This window comes from Janthinobacterium sp. DSP2-3-3 (genome assembly GCF_049897325.1).
Taxonomy (GTDB): Bacteria; Pseudomonadota; Gammaproteobacteria; order Burkholderiales; family Burkholderiaceae_D; genus Janthinobacterium.
Genome location: NZ_JAFCWA010000019.1, coordinates 76801 through 92436 on the forward strand (window position 1 = coordinate 76801; position 15636 = coordinate 92436).

The following is a 15636-nucleotide window of genomic DNA, read 5'->3' on the forward strand; positions in this document are numbered from 1 at the left end:
TCCCTAATTCAAATGGCGGGGTGGCATGGATAATTTGAACGGCATCGCCGCCTTCGTGCGCGCGGCGGAAACTTCCAGTTATGTGGCGGCCGGGCGGCTGCTCGGGGTGTCGGCCTCGGCCGTGGGCAAGAGCGTGGCGCGGCTGGAAGAAAAGCTGGGCGTGCGCCTGCTCAACCGCAGTACGCGGCGCATCAGCCTGAGCAACGAGGGCGCGCTGTTTTACGAGCGTTGCCAGCGCATCCTGGCCGACCTCGGTGATGCCGAGGCGGAATTGTCGCAGCTGGCCGTGGCGCCACGCGGCAAGCTCAAGGTTAGTCTGCCCGTGATCGGCTACCGCATCATCCTGCCCTTGCTGGCGGACTTTACGCACCGGTACCCGGAGATCGAGCTCGACCTCGATTTCAACGACCGCCTGGTCGACCTGGTGGCCGAAGGCGTTGACGTGGCCGTGCGCAGTGGCACCCTGACCGATTCGCGGCTGATGGCGCGCGAACTGGGGCCGTTTGCCTTTGCCATCGTCGGCTCTCCCGCGTATTTCGTCCGGCATGGCGTGCCGGCCACGCCGCGCGCGCTGGAGGAACACGCCTGCGTGCGCTATAAATTTCCCAGCACGGGCAAGTTGCAGGAATGGACGTTGCAGCGCGCCGCTGGCGACAGCGGCAGCGAGTTGCGCTTGCCAACGGCCTTGACCTGCAACAATATCGAAGCGCTTATCGGCGCTGCCACGCAGGGCGTGGGCCTCGCTTACCTGCCCGACTTTATCGTGCGCGACGCCATCGCGCGCGGCGACCTGCAAGCCGTGCTGGCCGACTACCTGCTGTACGCGAGCAAGTTCTGGGTGCTGTGGCCGTCGAGCCGCCATCTGTCGCCCAAAATTCGCGTCTTTGTTGACCACTTGTGTACCCACCTGCACCTTTCTTCGTCCCCTCCCGACCCAGCCTCGCTGCGCTGATCTCGCTGGCCGCCGCACTGGCGGCGGGTTGCGGAATATTCCTACCCCAAAAAGATTATTCCTAACCGCGCTGGATTTATATTTGCTGCGCCGCATCACGCCATGCCGCAAGGCATCAGCTTATGGTCTTTCTGAATACCGGTCATACGTTATGGAAATTGCCATAAGGAATTTATTTATGTTAATTTCATATCTGTTTCTGCAACATTGCATCGGCGAGGTGCTTGCGGGTGCATGCGCAGGATTAGGCGCCATAAGCGTGTAGTAACCAACAATTAACGGGTGGTAACCCCGTTCCGTTCAGGGAGTGTGCATGAAGACAGTGATGACGACGCCGCCGAATCCGGCGCCAGTTGCGACAGCGAAACCGGCCCGTAAAACGGGTCTGCTGCTAGGTGGCGGTGCACCAAATTCCACCCTGATCGCCGGTGCCCTGGCCGCTTTCCTCGATGAGGGCATCGAGTTCGATGTCATTTCCGCCTCGGGCGCCGGTGTGCTGATGGGCCTGCTTTACACGACGCCGCACGAGGCCACGCCGCGCCAGGCCTTGCAAAGCTGGGCCGACACGGGTGTGGCCGACAGCATCTACAAGATGATTCCGATCAACTATAAGGTGTTCCAGAAGCCGGGCATGCATGCGAGCACTTTCCGCGACGCTTTCCAGCCGCCGGCCAACAATCCTTTTTTTCAGGCGTTCCAGCAAACGTTTGCGGGCGTGCCCACGGCTTGGTCGGACTGGGGCAAGCTGATGGTGTCGTCGCTGTCGCCATCGGACCTGTCGGCGAAAAGCCTGGGCCTGTGCGCGCACTTGCCGTTCCTGGAAAAAGCCGTGGATTTCTCGGGCGTGGCGCGCATGCGCCCCGATTTCTACATCAATGCCTACAACCTCAGCGAGCACCGCATGCAAATCTGGGGCAAGCACGAGATCGAAGCTATCCATGTGCGCGCGGCCCTGTCGTTTCCCTTCCTGTATGCGCCTACGACCATCGCCGGCGACGACTACATCGAAGGCGCGGCGCTCGATACGCTCAATTTCGAGCCATTTATCGAAGGCAAGGGAGAGCACCATGACGCCGACACCCTGGTCATCCTCGACATCCTGGGCGATGAGCGCTTGCTGCGCAAGCCGCGCAACCTGTACGACGCCTGGGTGCGCTCCATCATCACGCCGCTGGTGAAGATTTCCAAGAGCGAGCTGCGCCTGTTTGAACTCGAGCACAACACCGACGCGCGCACGGGCCAGCCCAAGCGGCGTTTGCTCAAGCTCGACTTGATGGGCGGCATTCCGGAGCAGCACTGGCCCGACACCCTGGACTGGTCCAACTCGAACATGCAGCTGCTATTCGACGTGGGCCACAAGGCGGGCCTGGCGTTTTGCCGCCAGCATGGCGACTTGCTGCGCCGCACGCCCGACGCTTCCCCGCTGGCGGCCTAGCCCGGCAACCGATCCCCGGCCACCTGATCGGCAGCTACTCATCCTGCCTGGCCTTGCCAGGCACTCTTTTTACTGTGAAACACCATGAATATCACCAAGCAATTAATTCTGACCCTGACCATCGCCTTGCTGGCCCTGCTATTGCTGGGTGCCGGCGGCGCCTTCCAGCTGCAGCGCGCCCAGGAGCGTTTCGATACCGTGCAAAACCGCATCATCCCCAGCATCCAGGGCTTGAATGCGGCCAAGGGCTTCCTGGCCGACTCGCGCCTTGCCGGCTACCGTTTGTCCGTGTTCTCGAACCTGGCCGACAAGACGGCGCTGGACAAGGCCGTGGCCGACGCCAATACGAATTTCGACAAGGTCATCGCCACTTACCGCGCCGAGCGTCTGTACGACGCGACGGACAGCAAGATGCTCGACGCCGACCAGGCCGCCATGGAAGCTTACCGCCGCGCGCTCGTGCCATTCTTTGCCGCCGCCTACGCGGGCGACATGGATGGCGTGCGCGCCACCTTGCTGGCCGGCACGCCGCTGGCCATCACGGCGGCAGCCGCGAAAAAAAGCATGGATGACCATATCGCTTACAACAACAAGCTGGTCGATGACGTGAAGGCCGAAAGCCTGGCCGCCTACGACACGGCGTTCAACACCATGCTGGCGGTGCTGGCCGTGGCCGTTCTGCTGACGGGCGCGCTGGCCTGGCATATCTACCGCACCATCAGCGGCGGCCTGGGCGATATCGAACACACGCTGGAGCGCGTCAGCGCCTCGCTGGACCTGTCGGCCGCCATGCCCGTCGAGCGCATGGATGAAGTGGGGCGCACGGCCACCGCCTTCAATAAATTCCTGGAACGCATCGTCGACGTGATCGCCACCGTGCGCACGTCGGCCGATACGGTCAGCGTGGCGGCCGCCCAGATTTCCGCCGGCAACGCGGACTTGTCCGTGCGCACGGAGCAGCAAGCGTCGTCGCTGGAAGAAACGGCGTCCAGCCTGGAAGAGCTGACCTCGGCGGTGCGCCAGAATACGGACAATGCGCGCCAGGCGAACTCGCTGGCCGTGTCCGCTTCGGACGTGGCCCGCAAGGGCGGCGCCGTGGTGGCGCAAGTGGTGGGCACGATGGGTTCGATCAACGAGTCGGCAAAGAAGATCGCCGACATTATCGGCGTGATCGACGGCATTGCCTTCCAAACCAATATTTTGGCGCTGAACGCGGCCGTCGAAGCGGCCCGTGCGGGCGAGCAGGGCCGTGGCTTTGCTGTGGTGGCCACCGAGGTGCGCAACTTGGCGCAGCGCTCGGCGGCTGCCGCCAAGGAAATCAAGGGCTTGATCGAGGATTCCGTGGATAAAGTCAACACGGGCAGCGCACTGGTTGATCAGGCGGGCGCGACGATGGAAGAAATCGTCGCCAGCATCTTGCGCGTGACGGACATCATGGGCGACATCGCCAACGCCAGCCACGAGCAAAGCGCCGGTATCGAGCAGGTGAACCAGGCCATTTCGCAAATGGACCAGGTCACCCAGCAAAACGCGGCCCTGGTGGAAGAGGCAGCCGCAGCCGCTTCCTCGCTGCAAGACCGCGCCGTGGAACTGGTCGAGGTGGTGGCCGTGTTTCGGCTGCGTGGCGATAGCCAGGCAAAAGCGTTGAAGCTGGCCGGCGGCTTGCCGGCCCCGGCTGCCGCCGCTACCAGCCGGCGTCTGGCGCTGCCCGGCCGCAGCGCCCGCGGTTAGGCCATGTGGTTGCCACGGTACGCCGGGGTTTTTGTGGTGGCGCTGCCCCCTGTGGTAGCGTTGATGTTCTGCACCTGTGACGGGGAAGTAACGTTGACGGGCTGGCAGTGCGGAAGACGGGGGGCACCCGTCTCCTTGCTAGGCAGGGAGCCTGATTAGCTTTCGGGCGCGTGAGTCCGCTTTCGGCCCCAAGCGGAAGCTCATTTGACGCATATTCCTGCAGGAGCGACAGGGCCGGCCTTCTTGCTCCTTTTCTCATCGCCTGCGCTATCCAACATATTCTCCAATATTTCTTCATCTATACGATCGATATCAACTGCATCATCCCAATTTTGATCATAAGGTATTTCAGCAATATACAAATCGAGACCAATTTCATGAAATCCATGGATTATTGCTCTAATTTCCTTGTCCCTGGTGGCGTGATCATTAAGGAATAATTCAGTAGAATAAAATATTCCCTTTTCTCCCATCGAAATCTTTTCTTTTGCCACCCAAAGCGGCAACCCCGTTACCTTATGAATCAATTTCACAGCATCCAAATTATTACTTGGGATTGCAAGCGATATAGATATCTTTGGCATTAATTCTTCCTTAATAAACTAAGTGGGCATTCAACACGGGTGACAGGGTTAGCGATCGCAAAACGACCACTTTCTCCCCGCAGGGACATTTTGCTCTGGCGTACACGTTTCAGCGACTGGAGGCCACATTGTCGTGTAGTTTCCGAGTGCCTTCAGGCAAATTAGACCACAGCAAACCACTGTTAGGGGGCACGATAAGTAGAGTAGAGGCCAGGCGCAAATGATATAGTGGCGGGAATGTATACACTGAAAGAAACTGCCATGAAAAACGACGCAAGCGCTCGCCCGCAAGCAAGCCAAGCACTTGCCAGACTCAGCAAAGCGGACTTCGTCACCTCACTGCGCAAGCTGCTGCAAGAAGCAGGAAAGGCCGGCGAGACCAGCGTGGACGTACGCGCTGCGACCCTGCATACCGACGTTGGCGTTTATCCCGCGCGCGGCCACTCGATGCCGACCTGTTGCACGGTGATGTATGAGGAGATGCAGCCGGGTGACGAGATACTGCTGATGCCACCCGGCGGCAAAGGACCTACGCTGCTGGTACGGTATAAATTCCCGCGCTGAAAATTGCGGTCTTAAGGTACTGGTGGCGATTCAGAGCGCTAATCGGCTCCGTCCGCTTCCGCCCCCAAGCGGACGTATGGGTAGTCCAAAAGCTGAGCCAAACTATCTGCGCCGGCGTGACTCGAACTCATCGACTAAACGAAAGAGTGCATCCAGTTGGGTTGCCGTAGCAGCAGTACCTTCCAGCTCGTCGATCCGATGGCGAACTAGGGAAGCACTGATTTCTTCATTTGGGACCGTTCCCTGCAGCGGGCCGACCTGAGATAATCACGCTACGTTCACTGCCAGCGATCCATCATGCCAAAGAGCTTCTCCGCCCTCGAATACGCCGCCAAGAAGAAACTCACGCGGCGTGACCGCTTCCTGATCGAGATCGACAGCGTGACGCCGTAACGCCGCGGGGCAAGCTGTACAAACTCATCGAACCTTTCTATCCGAAGGTTGAAGGCGCTGGTCGTCCCCCAATCGGGCTGGCGGGCCAGATATTCGAGACGATCAACGCCCATCTGGCCGAGAAGGCATAATGATGTGCGAAGGCACCATCGTAAAGCCGCATTCGGCCAGTCGACCATTTGTTGCGCCAAAGTCGCTAAGAAAGCGAATCAATCAGCACTTCCATAGGGAGATCTCCAATTGAGGCATATCGAAGAAAACATCCACATTGCAGTCCCGCCCACGGTCATCGACCAAATTTGGAGCGAGGTCGACCGTTGGCACTTGTGGGATCCGGATACAAAGCAAGCCCGGCTCAATGGGCCATTCGCGGCTGGGACACAGGGCAGGATAGTTCCCAGCAAAGGCATGGGTATTCCGATGCTGATTACCGAGCGCTCCGCAGGCCGCTCGTTCACAGTCGAGGGCTACATTCCTTTGTTCCGCATCCATTTCGAGCACACGGTTGCGGCCGTAGATGGCGGATCGGAAGTCATGCACCGCGTGTGGTTCACTGGAGCCCTTGCCTTTCTGTTCGGGCCAGGCGTTGCCAGGCAAGTGCGGCAAGGCTTGCCCGGAACGATGCGCTCACTCAAGGCCTATGCCGAGAAACGCAACGAGACACTCCATGATGGTGAGGCGGGCAGGGCTAACGCGACAACAGCCTGATAGATAGTTTCCCCTCGTCAATTCCTTGCAAAGCACCGTAGCAAATTAACGTGCCCTTCCCGTCATGATGGAATACAATTCCTGCGTGGCAGCCAGCTTGCCTGGCAAGGCCGGGCACGGCGTCACGCCTTGACCTTGGAAAGATGTTTGCTTATGACTCTGCAGTTCCCCCTGCCGAATGTACCGCTGGCGCCGCGCGCGCCCTCCATTCTGTCCAAGCCATTTGGCTCCCTGTTTGCCCTGACCCTGCTCTGCCTGATTCCTGCTGCGTCCGCTCTGGCGGCCACGTCTGCCAGCGGCAGCGTCATGCTGGAAGAACTGACCAGCACTGAGTTGCGCAGCCGTATCGATCATGGCGCCACGACCGTGCTGGTGCCGATAGGCGGCGTCGAGCAGAGCGGGCCGTATATTGCGCTGGGCAAGCACAATGTGCGCGCCGGTCTGCTGGCGCGGCAGATCGCGCAAAAGTTGGGCAACACCATCGTCGCGCCCGTCGTTTCCTACGTGCCGGAAGGCAGTATTACGCCACCGGCCGGTCACATGCGCTTTGCCGGCACGATCTCGATACCGCCGGCCGCCTTCGAAGCTGTGCTGGAAGGGACGGCCGCCAGCCTGCGCCAGCATGGCTTCCGCGACATCATTTTCCTCGGTGATCACGGCGGTTACCAAAAGAACGAACAGAATGTGGCCAGCAAGCTCAATCGTGCCTGGGGTAAAACTGCCGCTGGCAAGGAAGCGCGTGCGTATGCCTTGCTCGACTACTATGACATTACGCAATCGCAATATATTGCTGAGCTGCAGAAGCGCGGTTACAGCAGCGCCGAGATCGGCCTGCATGCGGGCTTGGCCGACGCAGCGCTCATGCTGGCGACGGACCCGTCGCTGGTGCGCAGCGTAGCCATGGCCCATGGACCCAAGCCCGGTGTGGCGGACGGCGTGCGCGGCGACGCCACGCGTGCCACGGCTGAACTGGGCCAGGTAGGCGTCAAGTTGCAGGTGGACACCTCGGTGGCCGCCATCAAGCAACTGCTGCAACGCAAGTAAATATTGGACTGACTCGATTACTGGACTGAGCCGACATCCCGCTGGAAGTGCTGAACTTCCGGCTTTTGCAACGAAAAGACGCGAAATCACATGAAAAAATCTCAACGACGCACCATCGTCACCTTGTCCGCCCTGGCTGCCGCACTGGCCGGCCTGGGCGTGGCCAGCCAGGTCACCGGCGCCAGCACGGCGGCCCCTGCCGCCGCAGCGCCGGCGCCCGCCTATTCGCCGTTGCCGGGCATGCCGCCGCTGGTGGACCCGAAAAACGTGTATGGCAGCATCGCCAGCAGCAATATGAGCCCCGTCGTCAAGGATCACTTGCGCCGCGTCTACGTGCCCAACCTGCGCTCGAACGACGTCTATGTGATCGACCAGGACAGCCTGAAGGTGGTCGACAAGTTCAAGGTTGGCAGCGGCCCGCAGCACGTCGTGCCGTCGTGGGACTTGCGCACCCTGTGGGTGGCGAACAATGCCGAACGCACGGACAAGGGCAGTCTGACGCCGGTCGACCCTTTGAGCGGCAAGCCGGGCAAGGAAGTGCCCGTCGATGATCCCTATAATATGTACTTCACACCGGATGGCAAGTCGGCCATCGTCGTGGCCGAAGCGCGCCGCCGCCTCGATTTCCGCGATCCGAAGAGCATGGCGGTGCAGTACTCGATCGACACGCCCCAGTGCGGCGGCATCAACCATGCCGATTTTTCCAATGACGGCCGCTACGCCATGTTCACCTGCGAGTTCGACGGCACCATCGCCAAGATCGATCTGGTGGGGCGCAAGGTCGATGGCTACCTGAAATTGCAGATGCCGGCCAAGCGTTTTGCCGAGTCCGGCCCCGTGGGCGGTCCCGCGAATGAAATCTGCAGCGTCAAGAAGGGCATGCCGCAAGACATACGCATCTCGCCGGACGGCAAGAAATTCTTTATCGCCGACATGGACGCCGACGGCGTGCACATCGTCGATGGCGCCACCCTGAAGGAAATCGGCTTCATCCAGACGGGCGTGGGCGCGCATGGCTTGTACCCGAGCCGTGACGGCAAGAAACTGTACGTGGCCAACCGCGGCACGCACCGCATCCACGGCAAGCGCAATGGCAAGGGCAGCGTCAGCGTGATCGATTTCGCCACTGAAAAAGTGGTGGCGAACTGGCCGATTCCCGGCGGCGGCAGCCCCGACATGGGCAATGTGAGTGCCGATGGCAAGTATCTGTGGCTGTCCGGTCGCTTCGACGATGTGGTGTATCGCATCGATACGAACAGTGGCGACGTGTCCAAGGTGAAAGTCGGCCAGGAACCGCATGGCCTCACCGTGTGGCCCCAGCCGGGCCGCTATTCGCTGGGCCATACGGGCAACCTGCGCTAGGTGCCGGCCCCATGCGCATCGATTCCATAGAGCAACTGCGCGCGCATTATCCCCCCGCGCAGGGGCGGGCGCTGAGCAAGCAGCTCGACCATCTCGACCGGCATTGCATCGCCTTTATCGGGCTATCTCCGTTCGTCGTGCTGGCCACGGGCGGGGCTGGCGGCCAGCTCGACGCCTCGCCGCGCGGCGGCGCGCCAGGTTTCGTGCACGTGCTCGATGCCCATACCTTGCTGCTGCCCGATGCCAAGGGCAATAACCGCCTCGACAGTTTCAGCAATATTGCCGAGACGGGCAGGGCGGGGCTGCTGTTCATGATCCCCGGCGTCGATGAAACCTTGCGCGTAAATGGCGAGGCCAGTCTCTGCGACGATCCGGCGCTGCTGGCGCACTTTGCCGCCGAGCGCAACCCGCCACGCCTGGTCATGCGCCTGCGCGTGGCCGAGGCTTACTTGCACTGCGCCAAGGCCCTCATGCGTGCGCGGCTGTGGGACAGCGCGGCGCAAGTCGAACGCTGCGTCTTGCCGACGATGGGCCAGATGATCGCGGAGCAGACGGGCGGCAGCGGGCCGCAGGAAACGCAGGCGCAGATGGTCGCCCGCTACGTGCCGGATCTGTAGTTTTGCTTGCCTAAAAGGCAATATTGGCGCATACTGCGCTTCCTGTCCCCTTACCTGCGAGGAGCACCATCATGATTCTTGATCACATCGGTTTGAATGTCAGCGATGCCGAGGCCAGCAAGGCATTCTTTTCGGCCGCCTTGGCGCCCCTGGGGGTGTCGGTGGTGATGGAAGAGCAGGGCTGGGTTGGCTTGGGCAAGGATGGCAAGCCCGATTTCTGGTTTGGCGTGGGCGGCACGCCGCATGCCGGCATGCATCTTGCCTTTACGGCGGACAACCGTGCCCAGGTGGATGCGTTTTACCAGGCCGCGCTGGCAGCGGGCGGCAAGGATAACGGCGCCCCCGGCATCCGCGCCCTGTATCACCCGAATTACTACGGCGCCTTTGTGCTGGGGCCGGACGGTCACAATGTCGAAGCCGTCTGCCACCATCCCGAACCCTGACACCGTTCATTACCAGAAGAGAGCAGCATGAAGCATAGCGCCACCCTGTTTGCCGACGATGCGGGCCGCTATGCCTACGTGAAAGCGGGATTTTCCTGGCCGGCCCTGTTGCTGGGCTCGTTCTGGGCCGTGGCCAAGCGCCGCTGGTGGCTATTGCTGCTCATGCTGGCGATGGATGTCTGCCTGTGGTTTGGCAGTCATCTGGCCACCGAACTGCACATCGGTCCGATGATGCTGCTGATGGCCGCCGCGGAGCTCAGTTACCTGCTGGCGCGTGGCTGGTATGGCAACCGCTGGCTGGAAGCCTCGCTGCGTAGCCATGGTTACAAGCCTGTTATGCCTGCCACGGGCGCTGTTCGTTGAGCGTGCCTGGCACAGATTTCCCTTCCCGTCACTGACGCTTGCCAAGGGCAAGCCGTCCCGCCAAAACTTTCTGCGCTGCCTGGCGCACCTTTGATCCAGATCATCCCTCTCCTGCGGTGCTCACGTAGCCTTGGGACTCGCGTTGCAAAGCATCTCTCCACCAATCGGATATGTTTTTTCGCGTTTCGTGGCGTAGCCCGGTCGTCTGCTTCACCGTTCGACAGCCGGTGGTGTCGCCTTGTGTCTACCCAACCGCTATTTAATGAGGAACTCCATGTATCCATATTCCCGTAGTGTTACCCCTGCCGTCAAAAACCACCTGGAAGCGCAACTGGCTTTTTTCAATGGTCTGTCGAAGTCCTTGTTCCAGTCGGTGCAGCACTTCAATGACCTGAACATGCAGCTGGCGCAAGGCTTGCTGGAAGAAACCACTGTCACCAGCCAGAACCTGCTGACGCTCGAGCGTGCTGAAGATGTGTTCCAGGTGGCTGCCGCAGCGGGCCAGCCAGCCGCCGAGCAACTGCGCAAGTACCAGGAACAGGTATCGCGCCTGGCAGCCGATACGCAGGTCGAACTGGCCAATGTGGCAGAGCGGCATGTGAATGAAACGAGCCGTACTGCCAAGGCCCTGGCCGAAGAAGTGGCCCGCACGGCTTCGGAAGAAACGCAGAAAAACGTGCGCAAGCAGCAGGAAGCCATGCAGCGCATCGCCGAACCATTCCAGGCCAACCATCAAAACGGCGCCAACCGCGACCAGCAGCGCGGCGCGCACAGCCGTGACGGCCAAAGCCTGCAAAGCGCCAGCCAGCAGGGTAGCCAGCAGTCGGCCGGCAGCGAAAGCTCCGCCAGCGGCAGCGCTTCGCAAGCGGGCTCCGCACAAAGCAAAAGCAGCAGCGCCAGCCGTAAAGAATAAGCGGGCCGCTGCTGGGGGCGGTGCATGGCAGCTGCATCCGCGTCACGAGGACCGGGCCTTGTGATGCGCTTGGCTGGCGCAGCATCGTGTGAATTGGTCCGGGCAGAGCGCCCGTCTTTAAGGGGCGGGCGTCTTGTCGCGGGTGGCGGGGCGCGTTGCTGCAGCTTGCGCGGCGGCGCTCTGCGCCGTCGCAGGAGGTTGCTCCGTTGCAGGACGTTGCCGCGTGGCCCAGCTTTCCTGCATGCGCGTGCCTTGCGGCGTGCTCGCATTGCCCGTGCCGCTGTTGGCGTCGATAAAGGCGCTCACGGCGTCCAGCGTGGGGGCCAGCATGCGCAATGGGCTGGCCAGCGATGCGACCAGGGTGGTATGGCTGACCTTGTCGACATACGTTTCTGTCACGGGTCGGTGTTGTGCCCGCAAGGCATTCGCCAAGCCTCCCGTGTTGCGTTGCGGATTGACCAGTTTGTCCCGTCCAGGCAGGGGGGCGATCAGCAGGGCGGGCGGGGCTTCGGCAGTCACGTGATGGATGGGCTGCGAAGAGGCGGGCGTGTCCGGGTAAAAGAAGACGGGCCGGGTGGTGGTATTTTCGATGGGCAAGAAATCATACGGACCGGCCAAGCCTATCCAGCCGCGCAAGTCGTGCGGGTGCATGCCGTGCCGCGCCAGCAGGCTGGCGTCGAGCGCCACCATCGCCGCATTGTAGGCGCCGGCGCTATGGCCCATCACGAACAGGCGGGCGGGGTCGCCGCCATGGCGGCCGGACTCCATCGCGGCCCAGGCCACGGCGCGGGCCGCATCCTGCAAAATCTCTGGGTAGTGCACGTCAGGATACAGCCGGTAGTCGGCGATCACGGCCAGGTAGCCGCGCGCAGCAAGCGCGTGACCAACGAAGGCATAGTCGGCGCGCTCGCCCGCCGTCCAGTTGCCGCCATAAAAGAACACCACCACGGGCACGGGCCCCGTGCGGATTTTGGGAGCGTATACATCGAGTTTTTGCCGTGGCAGGGGGCCGTAGGCCAGGCCCCTCGTCACCTGCGAGGCGCTGCCGGACGACAAGGCATTGATGGCGGTCAAGGGCGAGCAGGCGGCCAGGCTGGCCGCGAGCGGGATGGCCGCCAGCAAACCGAGCAATGTCGTGCGCACGATCGTCATGCTGGCTCCTGATGGTTAAGAGTGATGCTTGCAGTGTAGGCCAGGCAGGGCCGGGCGCATACGGAGAAGTTGCTGTCTAGCATAGATAAATATTGCATGTGTCAATTAATCCTGTAACAGCCATTTGCGCGCCGTGGCGATGACGGCGTCCGACAGGGTGCGCGTGAGGGGCGTCTGGATATCCCAGGCATGCCAGGTCAGGGGCACGTCGAGCGCTTGCCCGGCGGCCACGTCGACCAGCCGGCCGGCGGCCAGCGCCGTTTCCGCCTGCAGCAGCGGCACCATGCCATAAGCATAGCCCGCTTCAATGAAGCGCACGAAGTCGCGCGCCGAACCGAGCACATGGTGAGGATAACGGCCCGTGTAACCGAGGCGGTGCTGCAGATAGCGTTCGTGCAGGGCATCCTTGCTACCAAACGTAATGGCGGGCGCCTGGCTGACGGCCTCCACCGTAAAACCATGGGGAAACCATTGCTGCGCAAACGCAGGCGACGCCACGCACAGGTAGCGCATGCCGCCCAGCGGCGTGGCCGTGGTGCCGGCCACCAGATCGTTGGCGCTGGTGACGCAGGCAAACACGCGTCCTTCGCGCAGCTGGCTCAGGGTGTGGTCCTGGTCGTCGAGGCGGATATCGAGCAGGCACGACGGCGGCGATAGCAGCGGCCCCAGCGCTTCCGGGATCCAGGTGGCGGCGCTGTCGGCGTTGACGGCAATGGCCAGTTCCGGCAATTGCGTGGTGGGGCCCGGCTGGGCGTCGAGCGCCGCTTCGAGCAGCTTGACTTGCCGGTAGTGGGCGATCAGGCGCTGGCCCGTTTCCGTGGGTAAGGGCGGATGGCTGCGGATGATCAACAGGGTGCCTTCCAGGTTTTCCAGGGTACGGATGCGCTGCGACACGGCCGGCTGGCTGATCGCCAGCGCTTGCGCGGCCTTTTCAAAGCTACCCAGGCCGATCACGGCGTCGAGGGCGGCCAAACCACGGTAATCGACGACGCGCATAAGATTCTCTTATATGTAGTTAGAATCATTCATTATACTTATATTTACTTTTTCTTTACACTGTTGAAATAGGGTAACAACTCCACTCTCCCGCGCGGTCCTCCTGGTTCCGCACCACCCTCCACCTACCACTGATGACTTTGCCATTGCCGGCAGAGCGTGGGCGGCCGTGCGCGTGATGGAAAGCAATAAAGGATGCAATATGGACAGCGCAATCTTCTTAAAAGGCATGGGGCTCGGAGCGAGCCTGATCGTGGCCATCGGCACGCAAAACGCATTCTTACTCAAACAGGGCTTGAAGCGTCATTATGTGCTCACCTGCATACTCGTATGTTTGCTGTGCGACGCCCTCCTGATTACGGCCGGGGTGGCCGGCATGGGTACGTTTATTGCCGATAATCCCAATTTCCTGCTGTGGGCCAAGGCCGGTGGCGCCACTTTCCTGATCGCGTACGGCTTGCGCGCAGCCAAGTCGGCCTGGCGTCCAACGGCCCTGACGGTGTCGGCCGCCAAGTCGCCCGAAGGTTACTGGGCCGTGATCGGCGCGGCATTGGCGTTCAGCCTGCTGAACCCGCACGCTTTCCTCGACACGGTTATCCTGCTCGGCTCGATTGGCGGCCAGCATGAAGGCGCGGGACGTTTCTACTTCGCGGGCGGCGCCATCATGGCTTCGGCCCTGTGGTTCTTCCTGCTGGGCTTTGGTGCCCGCTACCTGGCGCCCGTGTTTGCCAAGCCCATGGCCTGGCGCGTGCTCGACGCCATCATCGCCCTCGTCATGTGGGCCATCGCCGCCTCGCTGTTCCTCTAAGCAATTAGCGCGTCAGGAAAGCCAGCACGCGGCTGGCCAGCTTGCCGTAGGGCGGCCACAGCAGTGTCAAAGCGCTGAAACGGGCTTGGTAAAACACCGTGCGCAGCTTGCTGAAGGTATGAAAACCTTCCACGCCATGGTAATGGCCCATGCCGGACTCGCCCACGCCGCCGAAAGGCAAATCATGCTGGCCCACGTGGAACAGGGCGTCATTGACGGACACGCCACCCGACATCACCCGGTCGATCAGCAGCTGCACGGTGTCTGCCTGCTTACTGAACGGATAGATGGCCAGCGGGCGCGGTCCCGCGTTGATGCTGTCGATCACGCTGTCCAGATGCACATAGCCGCGCAGGGGCAGGATGGGGCCGAATATTTCGCGCGTCAGCAGCAGGCTGTCCTCGGGTGCATCGAGCACGATATGCGGCGCGATCTTGCGCGTGGCCCGGTCGTACGCTGGCCCCGTTAGCAGGGGAATGACTTGTGCGCCCCGTTCCCGCGCTTCGTCGAGCGCCAGCAGCAGGCGCTCAAAGGCGGCCTCGTCGATGATGGAGGTGTAATCGGGCGTGTCCAGCCGTGGGTAGCGCGTGGACACGATCTGGCGCGCATGTGCGACGAAGGCGGCGATGCTGGCCTCGGGTAGCCAGACGTGGTCGACGCTGGTGCAGATTTGCCCCGCGTTCAGGTATTTGACGAACAGGATGCGTTCGGCGGCCGTGCGCAGGGGAAAGTCTGCGCAGACGATGGCCGGCGCCTTGCCGCCCAGTTCCAGGGTCACAGGGCACAGATTGCGCGCAGCTGCCGCCATGACGGCGCGGCCCGTCTGGCCGGAACCCGTAAACAGCAGATGGTCGAACGGCAGTTGTGAAAAAGCTATGCCCACGCCACCTGTCTCTTCAAAAAACTGCAATTTTTCCGGTGGAAAGTAGTTGGGTATCTTGTCGATCAGCAGGCGGGCCAGGTGGCGCGAATTTTCGCTCATCTTGACTATGGCGCGGTTGCCGGCGGCGAAGATGTAAGTCAACGGCACCAGGCTCAGGTTCACGGGGAAATTCCACGGCACGATGACACCCACCACGCCCAGCGGCTGGGGAAGCACGCGGTTGCTGGCGCCAGGGAAGGTGCGCCAGTCCACGCCACGGCGCTGCGGCCGCATCCATTTTTTCAACTGTTTCAAGACATGGCTTATGCCGTCGCTGGCGGGAAAAATTTCCGCCAGCAAGGTTTCGTGCCGGGAGCGATTGCCATAGTCGGCACTGATCGCCTCGCACAGCGCTTCTTTGTGGTCGCGGATAAAGCGCTGCAAGGTTTGCAGGTCGCGTTTGCGCTCGGCAAGCGTGGGCACGGGGTGGGCCAGATAAGCGGCCCGCTGCAAGGCCAGGGCGGCATCCAGTTTTGCGTGGACGGGGGTGGTGCTCAGATCCATGTTTTCTGCGACATCAGGCATTTTTTTGGTTCATCGCACTTTGCCGGGGAACGCATCCTTGATTTTAAGGAAGAAGTATGCCGAGTCCCGGAAACCGTAAGCCATCCGCTTGATAACTTTGATGCGGTTGTTGACACCCTCGAGG

General features: G+C 61.6%; 17 protein-coding genes and 1 pseudogene. 13 read left to right on the forward strand and 5 right to left on the reverse strand.

From position 1 onward, the window contains the following. Positions 1 to 25: 25 nt before the first annotated feature. The 3 genes from ACP7DE_RS26610 (at position 26) to ACP7DE_RS26620 (ending at position 4118) form a co-directional block, all read left to right on the forward strand. Positions 26 to 952, forward strand: a complete 927-nt coding sequence (locus tag ACP7DE_RS26610; protein WP_426074919.1) for a LysR family transcriptional regulator — start codon at positions 26 to 28, stop codon at positions 950 to 952. Between the two features lie 313 nt (positions 953 to 1265). Next, on the forward strand, positions 1266 to 2387 hold the full coding sequence (locus ACP7DE_RS26615; protein ID WP_426074920.1) for a patatin-like phospholipase family protein: 1122 nt from the start codon (positions 1266 to 1268) through the stop codon (positions 2385 to 2387). Between the two features lie 84 nt (positions 2388 to 2471). Further along, positions 2472 to 4118: a methyl-accepting chemotaxis protein gene (locus tag ACP7DE_RS26620; protein ID WP_426074921.1), complete on the forward strand. Its 1647-nt coding sequence runs from the start codon at positions 2472 to 2474 to the stop codon at positions 4116 to 4118. 200 nt (positions 4119 to 4318) lie between these two features. On the opposite strand, the gene ACP7DE_RS26625 is transcribed toward ACP7DE_RS26620, so the two are convergent. Continuing rightward, positions 4319 to 4702: a hypothetical protein gene (locus tag ACP7DE_RS26625; protein WP_426074922.1), complete on the reverse strand. Its 384-nt coding sequence runs from the start codon at positions 4700 to 4702 to the stop codon at positions 4319 to 4321. Between the two features lie 261 nt (positions 4703 to 4963). Between ACP7DE_RS26625 and ACP7DE_RS26630 the strand changes: the two genes are divergently transcribed. The 9 genes and pseudogenes from ACP7DE_RS26630 to ACP7DE_RS26670 all read left to right on the forward strand — a co-directional run bounded on the left by ACP7DE_RS26630 (position 4964) and on the right by ACP7DE_RS26670 (position 11109). Continuing rightward, positions 4964 to 5266, forward strand: coding sequence for an HNH endonuclease (locus ACP7DE_RS26630; RefSeq protein WP_426074923.1), 303 nt, complete (start codon positions 4964 to 4966; stop codon positions 5264 to 5266). A 297-nt stretch (positions 5267 to 5563) separates the two neighbouring features. Continuing rightward, positions 5564 to 5742 (forward strand): annotated as a pseudogene (locus tag ACP7DE_RS26635) (IS5/IS1182 family transposase); the annotation flags it as partial. A 157-nt stretch (positions 5743 to 5899) separates the two neighbouring features. Next, a complete protein-coding gene (locus tag ACP7DE_RS26640) occupies positions 5900 to 6367 on the forward strand; it encodes an SRPBCC family protein (RefSeq protein ID WP_426074924.1) in 468 nt (155 codons plus the stop codon). Between the two features lie 153 nt (positions 6368 to 6520). Next, on the forward strand, positions 6521 to 7411 hold the full coding sequence (locus tag ACP7DE_RS26645) for a creatininase family protein (RefSeq protein ID WP_426074937.1): 891 nt from the start codon (positions 6521 to 6523) through the stop codon (positions 7409 to 7411). Between the two features lie 90 nt (positions 7412 to 7501). Further along, entirely contained in the window at positions 7502 to 8773 is a 1272-nt protein-coding gene (locus ACP7DE_RS26650; RefSeq protein WP_426074925.1) for a hypothetical protein, read from the forward strand. Positions 8774 to 8784: 11 nt separating this feature from the next. Beyond that, entirely contained in the window at positions 8785 to 9390 is a 606-nt protein-coding gene (locus tag ACP7DE_RS26655; RefSeq protein WP_426074926.1) for a pyridoxamine 5'-phosphate oxidase family protein, read from the forward strand. 71 nt (positions 9391 to 9461) lie between these two features. Next, on the forward strand, positions 9462 to 9833 hold the full coding sequence (locus ACP7DE_RS26660; protein WP_426074927.1) for a VOC family protein: 372 nt from the start codon (positions 9462 to 9464) through the stop codon (positions 9831 to 9833). A gap of 27 nt (positions 9834 to 9860) precedes the next feature. Continuing rightward, positions 9861 to 10196: a DUF2628 domain-containing protein gene (locus tag ACP7DE_RS26665; protein WP_426074928.1), complete on the forward strand. Its 336-nt coding sequence runs from the start codon at positions 9861 to 9863 to the stop codon at positions 10194 to 10196. Positions 10197 to 10470: 274 nt separating this feature from the next. Beyond that, positions 10471 to 11109: a phasin family protein gene (locus ACP7DE_RS26670; protein ID WP_426074929.1), complete on the forward strand. Its 639-nt coding sequence runs from the start codon at positions 10471 to 10473 to the stop codon at positions 11107 to 11109. A gap of 117 nt (positions 11110 to 11226) precedes the next feature. Here ACP7DE_RS26670 and ACP7DE_RS26675 read toward each other — a convergent pair whose 3' ends face one another. Together ACP7DE_RS26675 and ACP7DE_RS26680 are read right to left on the reverse strand one after the other, a co-directional pair. Beyond that, complete coding sequence (locus tag ACP7DE_RS26675; RefSeq protein ID WP_426074930.1) at positions 11227 to 12261, reverse strand: alpha/beta hydrolase; 1035 nt, start codon at positions 12259 to 12261, stop codon at positions 11227 to 11229. A 105-nt stretch (positions 12262 to 12366) separates the two neighbouring features. Beyond that, complete coding sequence (locus tag ACP7DE_RS26680; protein WP_426074931.1) at positions 12367 to 13257, reverse strand: LysR family transcriptional regulator ArgP; 891 nt, start codon at positions 13255 to 13257, stop codon at positions 12367 to 12369. A gap of 202 nt (positions 13258 to 13459) precedes the next feature. Here ACP7DE_RS26680 and ACP7DE_RS26685 point away from each other — a divergent pair, with 202 nt between their 5' ends. Next, positions 13460 to 14065 (forward strand): LysE/ArgO family amino acid transporter, encoded by a 606-nt coding sequence (locus ACP7DE_RS26685; protein WP_426074932.1) that lies wholly within the window; start codon positions 13460 to 13462, stop codon positions 14063 to 14065. A 4-nt stretch (positions 14066 to 14069) separates the two neighbouring features. Here the strand turns inward: ACP7DE_RS26685 and ACP7DE_RS26690 are convergent, their stop codons facing one another. Together ACP7DE_RS26690 and ACP7DE_RS26695 are read right to left on the reverse strand one after the other, a co-directional pair. Next, entirely contained in the window at positions 14070 to 15512 is a 1443-nt protein-coding gene (locus tag ACP7DE_RS26690) for a coniferyl aldehyde dehydrogenase (protein ID WP_426074934.1), read from the reverse strand. Between the two features lie 9 nt (positions 15513 to 15521). Further along, on the reverse strand, positions 15522 to 15636 hold a 115-nt coding region (locus tag ACP7DE_RS26695), incomplete at its 5' end, for a transposase (RefSeq protein ID WP_426074579.1).

What these genes read in the sequence shown, in the direction of transcription:
- ACP7DE_RS26625 (WP_426074922.1), bottom strand. Translation starts at nt 4,702, where the DNA reads ATGCCAAAGATATCTATATCGCTTGCAATCCCAAGTAATAATTTGGAT.
- ACP7DE_RS26630 (WP_426074923.1), top strand. Translation starts at nt 4,964, where the DNA reads ATGAAAAACGACGCAAGCGCTCGCCCGCAAGCAAGCCAAGCACTTGCC.
- ACP7DE_RS26670 (WP_426074929.1), top strand. Translation starts at nt 10,471, where the DNA reads ATGTATCCATATTCCCGTAGTGTTACCCCTGCCGTCAAAAACCACCTG.
- ACP7DE_RS26685 (WP_426074932.1), top strand. Translation starts at nt 13,460, where the DNA reads ATGGACAGCGCAATCTTCTTAAAAGGCATGGGGCTCGGAGCGAGCCTG.
- ACP7DE_RS26610 (WP_426074919.1), top strand. Translation starts at nt 26, where the DNA reads ATGGATAATTTGAACGGCATCGCCGCCTTCGTGCGCGCGGCGGAAACT.
- ACP7DE_RS26650 (WP_426074925.1), top strand. Translation starts at nt 7,502, where the DNA reads ATGAAAAAATCTCAACGACGCACCATCGTCACCTTGTCCGCCCTGGCT.
- ACP7DE_RS26680 (WP_426074931.1), bottom strand. Translation starts at nt 13,257, where the DNA reads ATGCGCGTCGTCGATTACCGTGGTTTGGCCGCCCTCGACGCCGTGATC.
- ACP7DE_RS26615 (WP_426074920.1), top strand. Translation starts at nt 1,266, where the DNA reads ATGAAGACAGTGATGACGACGCCGCCGAATCCGGCGCCAGTTGCGACA.
- ACP7DE_RS26655 (WP_426074926.1), top strand. Translation starts at nt 8,785, where the DNA reads ATGCGCATCGATTCCATAGAGCAACTGCGCGCGCATTATCCCCCCGCG.
- ACP7DE_RS26665 (WP_426074928.1), top strand. Translation starts at nt 9,861, where the DNA reads ATGAAGCATAGCGCCACCCTGTTTGCCGACGATGCGGGCCGCTATGCC.
- ACP7DE_RS26690 (WP_426074934.1), bottom strand. Translation starts at nt 15,512, where the DNA reads ATGCCTGATGTCGCAGAAAACATGGATCTGAGCACCACCCCCGTCCAC.
- ACP7DE_RS26675 (WP_426074930.1), bottom strand. Translation starts at nt 12,261, where the DNA reads ATGACGATCGTGCGCACGACATTGCTCGGTTTGCTGGCGGCCATCCCG.
- ACP7DE_RS26660 (WP_426074927.1), top strand. Translation starts at nt 9,462, where the DNA reads ATGATTCTTGATCACATCGGTTTGAATGTCAGCGATGCCGAGGCCAGC.
- ACP7DE_RS26620 (WP_426074921.1), top strand. Translation starts at nt 2,472, where the DNA reads ATGAATATCACCAAGCAATTAATTCTGACCCTGACCATCGCCTTGCTG.
- ACP7DE_RS26645 (WP_426074937.1), top strand. Translation starts at nt 6,521, where the DNA reads ATGACTCTGCAGTTCCCCCTGCCGAATGTACCGCTGGCGCCGCGCGCG.